This window comes from Flavobacterium suaedae, from assembly GCF_014642915.1.
Taxonomy (GTDB): domain Bacteria; phylum Bacteroidota; class Bacteroidia; order Flavobacteriales; family Flavobacteriaceae; genus Flavobacterium; species Flavobacterium suaedae.
In genome coordinates, this window is the sequence record NZ_BMJE01000008.1 from 59,246 (window position 1) to 72,560 (window position 13,315).

The following is a 13,315-nucleotide window of genomic DNA, read 5'->3' on the forward strand; positions in this document are numbered from 1 at the left end:
ACTTGATTATAAATATGAATTTTTCTAAGCAGTTAATAGCGTGGTATTTACATAATAAGCGAGATTTGCCCTGGCGCAAAAACCCCCATCCGTACCCTGTTTGGTTGTCCGAAATTATGCTTCAGCAAACGCGCGTATCACAAGGAATGCCGTACTTTTTTGCTTTTACGGAGGCTTTCCCGAAGATAGAAGATTTAGCTAACGCATCCGAAGAACAAGTACTTAAGCTGTGGCAAGGGTTAGGGTACTATTCACGAGCGCGTAACCTGCATGCCACTGCAAAATATATCACAAATGAACTTGATGGTGTTTTTCCTGAAACCTATAAAGAGTTGCTAAAATTAAAAGGAGTGGGGGAGTATACTGCTGCTGCAATAGCCTCTATTTGTTATGGGGAGCCTGTGCCTGTAGTTGACGGAAATGTATACAGAGTACTTTCCCGTTACTTTGGTATAGAAACAGATATATCATCGCCCTCAGCAAAAAAAGAGTTCAGGGAAGTAGCAGCACAGCATTTGCCGCCAAAACAAGCATCGGAGTTTAACCAGGCAATGATGGAGTTTGGTGCTTTGCAATGCGTACCAAAAAGTCCTGATTGCGAAAGCTGTATTTTTAATGAAGACTGTGTGGCATATAATACAGGTAAAGTATCGTCCTTACCTGTAAAGCTGAAGAAAACTAAAGTTACCAAAAAGTACTTTAATTATTTAATAGTAAAAGATGCTGAGGGGAATAGTATAGTAAGGAAAAGAGAAGCTAAGGGTATTTGGCATAACTTATATGAATTTCCGTTACTGGAAACAAAAGAAGCACTCCCTGAAAAAGAAGTAGGTGTATTAATAAAGCAAAGTGATGATTTGTTAGGCTTTACACCTGAAAACATTACGCTTTTAGCAGACAGTATAGTGCATAAACTATCGCACCAGCACCTTCATGTCAGGTTTTGGGAGGTAACTTCCAATTCAAAATTAGAAGAAGCACTTGCGATAGAAAAAATTAAAAAATATCCTTTCCCTATAGTTATCCATAATTTTATGGAGAAGCATTGGGATTGACTTTAAATTTTACTATTTTTGAGTAAACACTAAATAAAGCCAATAAAGAAAAATATGAACGGAACGTTAAATAAAGTAATGCTGATAGGGCACTTGGGCGATGATGTAAAGATGCATTATTTTGAGGGCGGTAACTGTATAGGTCGTTTTCCGCTGGCTACTAATGAGGTGTATGTAAACAAGCAAACCAATGAACGTGTAACCTCTACCGAATGGCACAACATTGTAGTGCGTAACAAAGCAGCAGAGGTTTGCGAAAAATACTTAAACAAAGGTGATAAGATATATGTAGAAGGACGAATTAAAAGCCGCCAGTGGCAGGGTGAAGACGGTATTACCCGATATACTACAGAAATTCAGGTGACCGAATTTACTTTTCTTACCACCAAGAATGATGTTGAACCTAACGCTGCACAACCACAGCAACAACAATCGCAATCGCAGCAAACACAACAAAATTCACCTAATCAGCCTGCACAGGAGCAGAGTGCAAACTACAATGTAAACACTCCTGAACCTGATGATGATTTACCTTTTTAATTGTTAAATAAATTCTGTATTATTTTGGATCCTGACCCCTCCAGTATATTGTTATATGAATACGGCCTTATTATAGGTTATGCCGGGATTGCTTTCCTGTTATTTCTTTCTGCTTTAATATCAGGTGCCGAAGTAGCTGTTTTCTCGCTCACTCCCGGAGATATTACTGTAATAAATGAAAGAAACCCCAAAAAAGGCAGATTGCTGGTTTCATTACTGGAAAAACCTAAAAAACTTCTTGCTACTATAGTAATAACAAACACTTTTATTAATATAGCTATGATTGTGTTGTTCTTTCAGCTAACCCATAGTTTAGCAGAGCAATTTATTTCGCCATATTTAGGTTTTACTTTACAAATAATAATTATAACCTTTTTTGTGTTGCTGTTTGGCGAAGTCGTGCCAAAAGTATATGCAACGCGTAATACTAAGTCTTTTTCTTCAAGAGTAGCAGGGACGCTGTACGTACTTAATAAAATACTTACCCCTTTTAGTGTACCTATGCGAGAAGTTACACTTGCGTTGCACAAAAAATTTAATGTACAACCAACAGGTATTTCGGTAGATCAGTTATCGCAGGCATTAGAGCTTACCGATTATGGCGATGCTACTGCCGAAGAACAAAAAATACTGGAAGGTATTGTTAGTTTTGGTAATACTGATGTAAGGCAGGTAATGAGCCCGCGTATCGATATATTTGCTATTGATGTTGAAGAAACCTTCGGGGAGATTTTCCCTAAAATAGTAGAAAGCGGATTCTCACGTATTCCCGTGTATAAAGAAAATATAGACCATATTGAAGGGGTACTTTTTGTAAAAGACCTTATCCCTCATGTGGATGGCGAAGCTGATTTCAACTGGCAACAACTGGTTAAAGAAGCCTTTTTTGTGCCTGAAAATAAAAAGTTGGATAACCTGCTTAAAGAGTTCCAAGGGAGGAAAAACCACCTTGCTATAGTAGTTGACGAATATGGCGGTACATCGGGGTTAATATCGCTTGAAGATATATTGGAAGAAATAGTAGGGGATATAAGCGACGAGTTTGATGATGAGGATATTATTTACTCGCAAATAGATGATAAAAACTATTTGTTTGACGGGAAGATAAGCCTTAAAGACTTTTACCGTATAACCGATGTAAATGAGGAAGATTTCGAAAATTCTAAAGGAGAAGCAGAGACCTTAGCAGGCTTTATTCTGGAAATTTCGGGAAACTTTCCTAAAAAGGGACAAAAGATTACCTTTAACGACAATATTTTTACCATAGAATCGGTTGATACAAGAAGGGTAAAACAAATAAAAGTAACATTGCAATAAATGAAGCGCATACATAAAATTATATTTCAACTGTCATTAACTGTTTTTTCTGCTTTAGCTTTAATTTCCTGCGGAGATGACGATACTATACCAAAGCCTAAAGCTTATTTAAGGCTGGATTATCCTGTTGAAAATTATGTAACCTACGAAGGAGTTTGTCCTTTTTCGTTCTCCTTTAATTCGCAGTCCATTATAAAAAATAAGGGAAACTGTAACTTTACTATAAGTTACCCGAAAATGAAAGCCACTATTTACTTAACCTACAAACCGGTAAATAATAATATTGAGGTTTTACTGCGCGATGCACAAAAACTAACGTATGAGCACGTAATAAAAGCAGATGTAATAGAAGAATCTCCTTTTATGAATGAAATGCAGGAAGCCTACGGTATGTTTTATCAGGTAGGGGGGGATGCAGCTACAAACGCACAGTTTTATGTAACAGACAGTATAAAACACTTCCTTACGGGGTCTATGTATTTTTATGCTAAACCTAATTATGATTCTTTAATGCCTGCTGCAAGCTACATTAAAGATGATATGCGTAAGATTATGGAAACGGTAAAATGGGAGAAGTAATAAGCTAGCTGTATGCTATAATGGTTAAAACTTCAGAAGTTAAAATATCTAAAAAAGAGTATTGTAAAATATTCTTGCTTTTGCGCTTAAGAAAAAGAAGCTGGATTTTACTTTTATTATTGTTAATTAATAATTTTTATTTTTCGTTAAGCATAGTCTTCATATATTTTCTTACCCTTTTTTTAGATTTGTTGATGTATGTGAATCGTAAAAGTAATTGGGATATTTTCGAAATAAAGTATTATGAAATGACTCAAGAAACTTTGACTATTTGTTATGATGATGGCTCCCATAGGTCAGTTAAACTTGATGATGTTCGGAAAATTAATAAAATTAATGGTTATTATATTTTCTTCTTGAAAAGAGGGCATCTTGAAATAATACATCAAAAAAGCTTTCAGTTAATTGCAGAACTAAAATGGTTTAAGGATTATATTTATAGTTATAAATAAAGTATATAAAATAAAAAAGCAGCCAATTGGCTGCTTTTTTATTATTTGAATTTAAGGTTTATACTCACTATATCAGAGTCTAACTCTGTAGATCTTGAGTAGTGCCCGTATCGAACTTCTATCATATTAAAGTATTTCATACCAAAAACGCCGTTAATAGGGGTAAAGTGTAAACCAACCCCCATAAAGTTACTGTCAAAGTCAGACAGGTCGTAGTTACTGGTATAAAACTCATTAGCTGCGGTATGCTGCTGATGGGCTTTAAAATATTTAATAGCCGTTTGCTGGTAATACCTGTAAAACGGACTTATAGAGAAGAAAGGCGATATTTTAACCGGCACTTCAATATTAGCAGTGTGCGAGTTTAAATCCCAATCATCAGTATAATAACGGTAGTACGCCCTTATAATAATGTTATCTCCTAAAAAGTAACTGGCACGTACCGCCATAGGGAATTTAAGGCGACTGTCCGGTAACTCTTCCTGATGTACAGAACCATCAGTAAAATATACCCTGTGGAAAGGCAATGCTAAGTACCCTTGTTGCGATACAATATCTGCCTGTACTAATACCTGAAAATTACGGTTAATTATTTGGGAGTAGCTTAATGACCCTACAAAAGTATTTCGGGATTCTGTTCCTGAATCTTTTGCATTTGGTGTACCTCTTAGCTCTATGGGAGCTATCATTTTAACCTGGTCAATAAAGGTCTGGAAACGTGCTGTAAACTCTCCGTTACGGTCTTTTGTTTGCTTCGAGTAGCTTATATTTCCTCCGAATGACTGGTAATCGTATTCTGTTGAAGATGAAACGCCTATTCCAAATGTATTGCCTTTAGCTTCATTTTCCCTTACATAGTTAAGAGAAGGGTAAACGCGGGTATCAGCAGATGATGCAGAAGAGTTTGCCTGAAGGTCAATCTTATCAGATGATGCCGAACTGTAATGGTCAACACCCACTTCAATATCAAAATTATGCTTAATACCATTTTCGCCCTGTTTAACCAGTTTTACATCAATAGCATTAGAAACATCGGTAAGTTCCTCTGTTCCTATACCTCCGGTTACTGATGCATTGTTACCATTTTGGCTGTAATAGCTGGAAACAAGGTTTATTTCTTCTATTTTTAGTTTTTTGGCTTTATAGTTGGTGGAGTCTGTTTCTGTGCGGTTTTGTGCACTAAAGCGCATAATGCCCAGTAGTGCTAAACCTGTAATGAATATACGTTTCATTCTTTACTTTGTTATAAGGTTAGTTACATCCGCACCCGCCACCGCTTTTACCTGCGTTGGCTCCTGATGCTCCTTCTCGGTACGATTGAAAGTTTAGCTCTGTCTTTTCAATTTTTCGGTTAGCCAGTACCATTTCCGAGTCGTTAATTTTGTTTTTCTGGTACTCTTTTACAGGAGAGCATGAAACTAAAAACATACCTCCTAAAGCACTTAAAAGTAAATACTTCATCTTTTTTAATTTAAATGAATTTGTTTTGAAGTAAACAGTTTATTGTTGTCATCTATAATAATACAGTGCAGGTTTGGTATTTGGTTTACTAAATATAGTCCTGCTTTTATGCCCATTACGGCTATTGGGGTAGCCATAGCATCAGCAAACTCTGCATTTTCACTTATTACCGTTACGCTTTTTATCCCTGATATGGGCAAGCCGGTTTGAGGGTCTATAGTATGTGAATATTTCTTTCCGTTTATCATCACATACTTTTCATAATTACCTGAAGTGGCTACTGCCTTACCTGATATATCTACATAAGAAAAGATATTTTCAGGATGTTCAGGATCTGATATACCAATTCGCCAAGGCTTCCCTGATGGTTGCATTCCCCATGCAGTAAGGTCGCCACTGGCATTTATTATTCCGCTGGTTACGTTTTGCGCTACTAACAGCTTTTTAGCCATTTCGGCAGCATAGCCTTTACCAATACCGCCAAAACCAATTCGCATTCCTTTTTCTTTCAGGTACACGGTACAGTTTTCAGGGTTAAGTACTATGTTGTTATAATTTATTAAGTGAACACTTTTTAAAGCCTGTTTCTTAGTTGGCAACACTGTCATTGACTTATCAAAATTCCAAAGGCTTTTATCAATACCGCCATAACTAATATCAAATGCACCTTGTGTAATTTTTGATATGTTGATGCTGCGCTCAATTAAACTATATACTTCTTGGTCTACTACCACAGGTTTTATACCGGCATTTTCATTTATCAGGCTGGTTTGGCTGTCATCGCTAAATGTAGTCAGTAACTTTTCAATCCTTTTAATTTCGTTTACAGCAGCATCAATATATTCCACACCCTTTGGCTCATTTTCTGCAACAACAGTAATAGTAAAGTTGTTACCCATTAGCTTTAGTGTTTTAGAATAGTCCTTCATCGGCTGTTATGCTGGTGATTTATTTAGGGTGATTATTTATGCTTTGCACAAATTCCTTCAACCTCTTTTACCCACTCTTCAACTGATGCAGTAGGTTTGCCTTGCCATTCTTTTATCACTTTGCCGTTAGCGTCCATTAAAATAGTTAAAGGGAAGAATCCTTTTTCATTGTATTTTTCTGCCAGAGCTTCGTTCTTTTTAACTTGTTCGGCAGGCAATTGGTTTTTCTTTCTTCTCGGGAAGTCAGCATTTACTAATACTAAGTTTTTTTCTGCCATCTTTTTAAAAGCATCACTTTCAAAGTATTCTCTTTTGGTTAGAATACAAGGAGCACACCAATCAGAGCCTGAAAAGTTTAATAGTATAAGTTTATGTTCTTGTTTTGCAGTTTTTTGAGCTGCATCAAAATCAGTACCCCACTGTACAGGCAGGAGTGTTATGAATAAAATTGCTAAAAATTTCATATTGTTACTTTGTGTGTTACAGTATTTAATAACGTATAAATATACTTACAAAGTATTATGTAGAATGCTTTTTGGAGTAATATTAATTTAGACTGATTCCTGTATATAATAGTAGAGGAGAGGGAATAAAAAAAGCAGCCTATAGGCTGCTTTGAATTTTATATTGAAAACTTTAAAGGGTTAAGCTTTTTTCTTGTCGCAAGATTTTTTAGCATCTTTAGAGCAACAACCTTTTTTCTCTGCTTTAGTAGTAGAACAACAAGACTTCCCCTCTTTATCACACTTCTTCTTGTCCTTTTTCTTTTCAGGTTCTTGGTCTGCTTTAAAAAGTTCCGCTTTATCAGCAGAGTTTTTTACGTTAGCTACTTTATAAGCACCTTCAGCAATGCCTTCTACAGTTTCTACAATTTTTTCAGGAGATTGTTGTGCAGCATCATACTGAATAGTAGCTGTTTTAGAATCAAAGTCAACTTTAGCTTCTGATACACCGTCCATTTTAGCAAGTTTGTTCTCTATAACTTTCGCACAACCTATTGCACAAGTCATACCTTCAATCTCAAAACTTGTAGTTTCAAGGTTAGCAGCAGTTTCATTACTTGCTTCAGCTTCTGTTGTAGTTTCGTTGCTGTTTGCAGCATCCGGTTCTTTAGCTATCTCTTTACAGCTTACAAATAGCATTGCCGCCATTGCAAACATTGCTATACTTTTAGTTATTTTCATAGGGTTAAATTGTTTAATTCTGTTATAAGGTTCCTCTATAGTAGAGTGTTACAAATTTATAAAAAAACGTTTGTTATATGGTTTTATTGTTAGAATTTTAAGTCCTTAAAATTTTAGGTATGCAGGCACAAAAAACCAAATGGTATTTACTAATAACACTCTCGCTTATTTGGGGAAGTTCTTTTATATTAATAAAGCGTGGTCTTGTAGGACTTACACCCTTTCAGCTCGGATCTTTGCGTATTATATTTTGTGCGATATTCCTTTTAATAGTAGGTTTTAAGAGCTTAACAAAAATTCCGAGACATAAGTGGAAGTATATTGCTTTAACAGCATTATTCGGTACGTTTTTGCCGGTATATTTCTTTTCTATCGCTCAAGTAGAAATATACAGTTCTATTACAGCTATAATAAACTCAATAACGCCTTTAAATACGCTTATTATTGGTGCCGTAGTTTTCGGGTTGCAATTTCAGCGCAGGCAGCTTTTCGGGGTGCTTATAGGGCTTGTGGGGTGTATATTGCTTATTTTTAAAGGTGCTTTAGATAATCCTGAACAAAACTACTGGTTTGCACTTTTTGTAGTGGCAGCTACTGTATGTTACGCTACGAATATAAATCTGATTAAAAAATACCTTTCCGATTTAAGCCCGCTTAGTATTTCGGTTGGGAATTTTGCAGTAATGATTATACCTGCCACAATAATATTATTTCTTTCAGGCTTCGGGGATGTTTATTGCAAACCTGCGGTGCAAAATTCCATGCTGTATATAGCTGTATTGGGTATAATAGGTACAGGACTTGCTAATATTATATTTTTTAGAATGATACATTTGTCATCGCCTATATTTGCTTCATCAGTAACCTATTTAATACCTGTTGTTGCTTTTGGTTGGGGTTTAGTTGATGGTGAATCGTTATCGCCAATACAAATAGTTGGTGCAGCAATAATACTGGTTGGGGTTTATTTTTCTTCTAAAAAATAAGGACTATTATTATACACTACAAAATAAAAAGGCTGCCCAAAACGGGCAGCCTTTTTTATATAAAAGTGCTTTGTAACAACTTATTATTGGAAATCAGCATCAGTAACACCTTCGTTAACTTTAACTTCGTTAACAGTAAGGTTAATTTCAATACCTACATTCATTACTATATTGTGAGGTATTTTAATACCTTTTACTTCTTTATAGTCATTGTAGTAAGTATTCTGAACTACTGTTTGTCCCATTTGCTCAGACTGTACACTTTGTCCTAATTTGTAACCTGTTTTGGTATCATAGTAAAGTGTAGTTTCTCCGTTTTTAACAGCATAAGCATCAGAACCATTCATAGTTTCAATACCTGTAAGTGTTATTTCTGAACTGTTTAATAGGTCTACCTCTTCAAATGGCACAGCGCTTTCTCTCATGCTTTCAAGCTCTTCGCCTTCTAAAGGTATTTTTTGACCTTGTTGTACCATGTAACCTTCCTTATTATTAACAACTTGCTTCATCATGGTATTACCCATAACGTTCATTTCAATAAGTTGTTTATGGTCAGCAGATACTTTCATGGTAAGTTCAACAGGTGCTCCCTGTACAGTAGCTGTAGATTTTGTGTATAATGTTTTTACACCTTTTACAGCTTTCTCACCACCTATAGCTTTAATATAGTCGTTAAGTACGCTTTTAGCTGTTACACCTTCTGGGATTGGTTTATTAAGTACCGGCTTATCAGTTTTTTTACCCCACTTGTCAAAGTAAAAAACAGGAATGTTTGTACTTTCAAGTCCAGGTAATACATCAGCAGCTTTACCTACTACTATAATACGTGCATTATCCGCAGAGAAATATTTTTTAGCTGCATTCCTTACATCTTCAGGAGTTACAGCGTTTATATTCTTAATGTAGTTTTCGTAAAAATCTTTAGGTAAGTTTTGTGTTTCTGTTCTAAGCGCATAGCTTGCTATTGTAGATGGGCTTTCCATCTGCATAACAAAGTTACCTACATATTTAGCTTTTGCATTTTTAAGATCTTCCTCATCAACAAGGTCAGTTCTTATTTTTTTAATTTCATTAAGCATTTCTACAATAGCACTGTCAGTTACAGTGTTTCTTACAGATGTTTTAGCTCTGAATGAAGAAATGTATTTACCTGCTCCTACAGAAGAGTATGCACCATACGTCCATCCGTGAGCTTCACGAAGGTTAAGGAAAAGTCTGCCTTCACCACCGCCACCAAGTATTTGGTTAGCAAGTAATGCAGCAAAGTACTCCTTGTCTGTCATTTTAAGATCTACCACATTCGCTACAGAAATTTCACTCTGTACTGCGTTTGGCATATCAACAAAGTTTATTTGTGTATACTGTACATCTTTAGGGTCGCTGTAGCTAATGCTAGGCGCTTTATTAGGAGTCCAGTCACCAAATAACTTCTTTACTTTTTTCTTAACATCTTTAAACTTAACATCTCCTACTACTACAAGGTATGCTTTAGCAGGAACAAAGTAAGTATTGTAGTTATTCTTAACATCAGCAAGTGTTACATTTTTCAATGTTTCTTCTGTAACGTATTCTCCTCTCGGGTGGTTTTTACCGTATATTAAAGCACTACCAACTCTTGAAGCTACTGAAGTAACACTTTTTTCATCAGCTTTTAAACCTTCAATCATTTTGTCTCTTTGGTTCTCAAACTCTTCCTGAGTGAACTTAGGGTTAAGCGCACCGTCAGCCATAAGTTCTAATATTCTGTCAGAATATTTAGAAAGACCGTTAGCGCTTGCACCATCTGCCCAGAAATTAATGTTTGCACCTAAAAAGTCTACTTCCTCGTTAAAAGCATCTTTTGATATGGTTTGAGTACCAGAGCCCATTACTGCGCTTAATAAATCTGATACTCCTTTTTTGTTACCTTCTGCATATGGAGCGTTGTCCATAGTAAGTGTGTAAGATACTCTAGGTAGTTTATGGTTTTCTACCACCAATACTTTTAGTCCGTTATCCAGCGTAAAAGTTTCCGGTTCACCTATGTTTACCGTAGGCGCAGGTCCCGGTTTTGGCATTGGTCTTTCTTGTGCCTGCATAGTAATAGTTAAAAACAAGCCGGCTAATAGATATATAACTTTTTTCATGATTCTTTGTTACTTAGTTTTGTGCTTTGTCTTTAGCTGGTACATAATCCAGTACTAACCTTTGGTTAGGGTTAAGGTACTTTTTAGCTACCTCTCTTATTTCTTCTCTGGTAATAGAACGATAGATGTCAATCTCTTCATTTATTAAGTCAGTATCACCGTAAAGCATGTAGTAAGTAGCAAGGCTACTTGCAATACCCTCTACACTAGAGTTACTGTTTACATACTGGCTTTCGTATATGTTTTGAAGTTTCTCGTATTCCTTCTTAGAGATAAGTTCTTTTTGAAGTTTTTCAATTTCTTTATCAGCTTCAGCAAGAAGTTCTTTAGTAGTATGTCCCTGCATTGGTATACCATATACTATATACATACCGTAATCTTCCTGACTGTAGTTGAATGCACCCATTTGTAACGCCATTTTTTCTTCGTCAACAATTCTCTTGTACATTCTTGAACTTTTACCATCACTTAATATAGTAGAAATCATATCAAGAACTCTTGCATCTCTTGTTGTCATAGATGGAGTTCTGTATGAAGCAACCATCATTGGTAACTGTATGTTAGGATCTTCATACGTGGCATGAATAGTTTCTGTAATAGGAGCCTCTGTATATGTGTCGCGTGTAACAGGCGTTCCTTTTGGTATAGGTCCAAAATATTGCTTAATCCATTTTTTAGTTTGGTCAATATCAAGGTCACCGGCAACTACTAATACAGCATTATTTGGTATATAGAACTTTTTGTTAAATGCCTGAAACTCTTCAAGAGTTGCAGCATCAAGGTGTTCCATAGAACCAATTGTTGTCCATCGGTAAGGGTGGTTAACAAACATGTTCTTTTTAACCTCAGCTATAAGGTTACCATAAGGCTGGTTATCTACACGTAGTCTTTTTTCTTCTTTCACTACTTCATTTTGTGTATCAACTCCTATTTGATTAATAACCGGATGCATTAATCTTTCAGACTCCATCCAAAGACCTAATTCTAGGTTGTTTGAAGGGAAAACTTCGTAGTAGTACGTTCTGTCATCAGTAGTGTTGGCATTGTTGTTACCACCATTTGCAGTAACTATTTTAAACCACTCACCACGTTCAATGTTTTCAGTACCTTCAAATAACAGGTGTTCAAAAAAGTGTGCAAAACCTGTTCTTTCAGGGTTTTCATCTTTAGCACCCACGTGATACATTACCGAAGTAATTATAACAGGAGCAGTTTTGTCCTGATGCAGGATAACATGCAGCCCGTTGTCCAAATCATATTCCTCAAATGCTACTTCCTGTGCTGATGCTACTCCGCCAAGCATGAGAAGAGAACCCAAAGCCATTAAAGATTTTTTCATAAAAGTTATTAATTATTGATTTTTGATAATTGGTATGCAATTTCGGTATTTTGTTACAATAAATCTAAGTTTTTTTCTGTGAATTGATTCTCAGGTTATTATAATTGCTATTTTTGCGCAAAATTTATTATTTTATATTGGCTGATAAAGAAATAGTTGTATATTTGCAGCCTTGAAATTTTTAATTAAATTAATAATATTGTTATGTACGCAATCGTAGAGATAGCAGGGCAACAATTTAAAGTTAGCAAAGACCAGACAGTTTATGTTCACCGTCTTGAAGGTAACGAAGGAGACGCAGTTTCTTTTGACAAAGTACTTTTACTGGATGATAACGGTAACATAACCCTTGGCGCCCCGGCTATAAGTGGAGCTTCTGTAGAAGCCAAAGTGCTTAAGCACTTAAAAGGAGATAAAGTAATCGTTTTCAAAAAGAAAAGAAGAAAAGGTTACAGAGTTAAAAACGGTCACCGCCAAGCTTTAACTCAAATAAGTATTACCGGTATTAACGGTGCTGCTAAAAAGAAGACAACAAAAAAGGCAGAAGCTGAATCTGCAGAATAATATTAACAATTTAAAACTATAACATCATGGCTCACAAGAAAGGTGTCGGTAGTTCTAAGAACGGTAGAGAATCAGAATCGAAACGTTTAGGCGTTAAAATATTCGGTGGTCAAGCTGCAATTGCAGGTAACATCATCGTAAGACAAAGAGGTTCTAAGCACAACCCGGGTGAAAATGTGTATATGGGGAAAGACCATACACTACACGCTAAAATTGACGGTGTTGTGAAATTCCAGAAAAAGAAAGATGACAAATCTTACGTTTCTGTAGTTCCGTTTGAAGCTTAAGACTTTAAAAACGAAATGATATAAAAAATCCGTACTGAATTTCAGTACGGATTTTTTATTTTAATACACTTTTTCTATACTTAAACAAAGTTTAATAAAGCTGATATTAGTAATATCATTATAAGGTGAAGTAAAAATGGATTTCGTTGCTCATCTTTAATTAGGGCATATATCATAAAGCCTACATTAATAATTGCCAAGCCATAAAGCATAGTACTAAGCCCGCTATAATTCTTGTCGTTTACTGCCAGCAGAGAAACGCCAATAATTGCAGCGATTATTATAGATGAAATTACTTGTACACCTCTATGCTCAATTTCTGAATTGAATATATTAAAAGCAATGCGTAGGGGTACAAAATAAAGCGCAATTGCAGCAGCTGCAATAAGGTAGGTGTTACTGTCAAAAACCTCGTTTCGGAATAGCACAAAACATAATAGTACAATTACAAGCAGAAATGCTTCGTAATACTTTTTTATTACTCTTGTCATGGGTA

General features: G+C 35.7%; 15 protein-coding genes. 7 read left to right on the top strand and 8 right to left on the bottom strand.

Annotated elements, in window-relative coordinates:
• Positions 1-14: 14 nt before the first annotated feature.
• Genes mutY through gldD form a run of 4 tightly spaced genes read left to right on the top strand, consistent with a single transcriptional unit; the run spans position 15 to position 3,491 of the window.
• Positions 15-1,055 carry an A/G-specific adenine glycosylase gene (gene mutY, locus IEW45_RS13655; RefSeq protein WP_188621823.1) on the top strand — a complete coding sequence of 347 codons (1,041 nt, stop codon included), beginning with the start codon at positions 15-17 and terminating at the stop codon, positions 1,053-1,055.
• Positions 1,056-1,109: 54 nt separating this feature from the next.
• On the top strand, positions 1,110-1,595 hold the full coding sequence (locus tag IEW45_RS13660) for a single-stranded DNA-binding protein (protein WP_188621824.1): 486 nt from the start codon (positions 1,110-1,112) through the stop codon (positions 1,593-1,595).
• Between the two features lie 24 nt (positions 1,596-1,619).
• On the top strand, positions 1,620-2,912 hold the full coding sequence (gene gldE, locus IEW45_RS13665; protein WP_188621825.1) for a gliding motility-associated protein GldE: 1,293 nt from the start codon (positions 1,620-1,622) through the stop codon (positions 2,910-2,912).
• Positions 2,913-3,491, top strand: coding sequence for a gliding motility lipoprotein GldD (gene gldD / locus IEW45_RS13670; protein WP_188621826.1), 579 nt, complete (start codon positions 2,913-2,915; stop codon positions 3,489-3,491).
• Positions 3,492-3,984: 493 nt separating this feature from the next.
• Here the strand turns inward: gldD and IEW45_RS13675 are convergent, their stop codons facing one another.
• From IEW45_RS13675 to IEW45_RS13695, 5 genes are all read right to left on the bottom strand, one after another.
• On the bottom strand, positions 3,985-5,175 hold the full coding sequence (locus tag IEW45_RS13675; protein ID WP_188621827.1) for a DUF3570 domain-containing protein: 1,191 nt from the start codon (positions 5,173-5,175) through the stop codon (positions 3,985-3,987).
• Positions 5,176-5,194: 19 nt separating this feature from the next.
• Positions 5,195-5,404, bottom strand: a complete 210-nt coding sequence (locus IEW45_RS13680; protein ID WP_188621828.1) for a DUF4266 domain-containing protein — start codon at positions 5,402-5,404, stop codon at positions 5,195-5,197.
• Between the two features lie 5 nt (positions 5,405-5,409).
• Positions 5,410-6,333, bottom strand: a complete 924-nt coding sequence (locus tag IEW45_RS13685; protein ID WP_188621829.1) for an FAD:protein FMN transferase — start codon at positions 6,331-6,333, stop codon at positions 5,410-5,412.
• A 32-nt stretch (positions 6,334-6,365) separates the two neighbouring features.
• Positions 6,366-6,797, bottom strand: coding sequence for a thioredoxin family protein (locus tag IEW45_RS13690; RefSeq protein WP_188621830.1), 432 nt, complete (start codon positions 6,795-6,797; stop codon positions 6,366-6,368).
• A gap of 180 nt (positions 6,798-6,977) precedes the next feature.
• Positions 6,978-7,517 (bottom strand): cation transporter, encoded by a 540-nt coding sequence (locus tag IEW45_RS13695; RefSeq protein WP_188621831.1) that lies wholly within the window; start codon positions 7,515-7,517, stop codon positions 6,978-6,980.
• Between the two features lie 119 nt (positions 7,518-7,636).
• Between IEW45_RS13695 and IEW45_RS13700 the strand changes: the two genes are divergently transcribed.
• Positions 7,637-8,503: a DMT family transporter gene (locus IEW45_RS13700; protein ID WP_188621832.1), complete on the top strand. Its 867-nt coding sequence runs from the start codon at positions 7,637-7,639 to the stop codon at positions 8,501-8,503.
• Between the two features lie 83 nt (positions 8,504-8,586).
• Here IEW45_RS13700 and IEW45_RS13705 read toward each other — a convergent pair whose 3' ends face one another.
• Together IEW45_RS13705 and IEW45_RS13710 are read right to left on the bottom strand one after the other, a co-directional pair.
• Complete coding sequence (locus IEW45_RS13705) at positions 8,587-10,629, bottom strand: M16 family metallopeptidase (protein WP_188621833.1); 2,043 nt, start codon at positions 10,627-10,629, stop codon at positions 8,587-8,589.
• A 13-nt stretch (positions 10,630-10,642) separates the two neighbouring features.
• Positions 10,643-11,968: a M16 family metallopeptidase gene (locus IEW45_RS13710; RefSeq protein WP_188621834.1), complete on the bottom strand. Its 1,326-nt coding sequence runs from the start codon at positions 11,966-11,968 to the stop codon at positions 10,643-10,645.
• Positions 11,969-12,172: 204 nt separating this feature from the next.
• Here IEW45_RS13710 and rplU point away from each other — a divergent pair, with 204 nt between their 5' ends.
• Positions 12,173-12,532 (top strand): 50S ribosomal protein L21, encoded by a 360-nt coding sequence (rplU, locus tag IEW45_RS13715; RefSeq protein WP_188621835.1) that lies wholly within the window; start codon positions 12,173-12,175, stop codon positions 12,530-12,532.
• Between the two features lie 26 nt (positions 12,533-12,558).
• Positions 12,559-12,819 carry a 50S ribosomal protein L27 gene (gene rpmA, locus IEW45_RS13720; protein WP_188621836.1) on the top strand — a complete coding sequence of 87 codons (261 nt, stop codon included), beginning with the start codon at positions 12,559-12,561 and terminating at the stop codon, positions 12,817-12,819.
• Between the two features lie 80 nt (positions 12,820-12,899).
• On the opposite strand, the gene IEW45_RS13725 is transcribed toward rpmA, so the two are convergent.
• Entirely contained in the window at positions 12,900-13,310 is a 411-nt protein-coding gene (locus tag IEW45_RS13725; RefSeq protein WP_188621837.1) for a hypothetical protein, read from the bottom strand.
• Positions 13,311-13,315 lie beyond the last annotated feature (5 nt).

Bases quoted from the DNA above. Each gene is read 5' to 3' on its own strand.
- IEW45_RS13690 (WP_188621830.1), bottom strand. From the start codon at position 6,797: ATGAAATTTTTAGCAATTTTATTCATAACACTCCTGCCTGTACAGTGG.
- IEW45_RS13710 (WP_188621834.1), bottom strand. From the start codon at position 11,968: ATGAAAAAATCTTTAATGGCTTTGGGTTCTCTTCTCATGCTTGGCGGA.
- IEW45_RS13700 (WP_188621832.1), top strand. From the start codon at position 7,637: ATGCAGGCACAAAAAACCAAATGGTATTTACTAATAACACTCTCGCTT.
- IEW45_RS13725 (WP_188621837.1), bottom strand. From the start codon at position 13,310: ATGACAAGAGTAATAAAAAAGTATTACGAAGCATTTCTGCTTGTAATT.
- IEW45_RS13695 (WP_188621831.1), bottom strand. From the start codon at position 7,517: ATGAAAATAACTAAAAGTATAGCAATGTTTGCAATGGCGGCAATGCTA.
- IEW45_RS13675 (WP_188621827.1), bottom strand. From the start codon at position 5,175: ATGAAACGTATATTCATTACAGGTTTAGCACTACTGGGCATTATGCGC.
- mutY (WP_188621823.1), top strand. From the start codon at position 15: ATGAATTTTTCTAAGCAGTTAATAGCGTGGTATTTACATAATAAGCGA.
- IEW45_RS13680 (WP_188621828.1), bottom strand. From the start codon at position 5,404: ATGAAGTATTTACTTTTAAGTGCTTTAGGAGGTATGTTTTTAGTTTCA.
- rpmA (WP_188621836.1), top strand. From the start codon at position 12,559: ATGGCTCACAAGAAAGGTGTCGGTAGTTCTAAGAACGGTAGAGAATCA.
- IEW45_RS13660 (WP_188621824.1), top strand. From the start codon at position 1,110: ATGAACGGAACGTTAAATAAAGTAATGCTGATAGGGCACTTGGGCGAT.
- IEW45_RS13705 (WP_188621833.1), bottom strand. From the start codon at position 10,629: ATGAAAAAAGTTATATATCTATTAGCCGGCTTGTTTTTAACTATTACT.
- IEW45_RS13685 (WP_188621829.1), bottom strand. From the start codon at position 6,333: ATGAAGGACTATTCTAAAACACTAAAGCTAATGGGTAACAACTTTACT.
- rplU (WP_188621835.1), top strand. From the start codon at position 12,173: ATGTACGCAATCGTAGAGATAGCAGGGCAACAATTTAAAGTTAGCAAA.
- gldD (WP_188621826.1), top strand. From the start codon at position 2,913: ATGAAGCGCATACATAAAATTATATTTCAACTGTCATTAACTGTTTTT.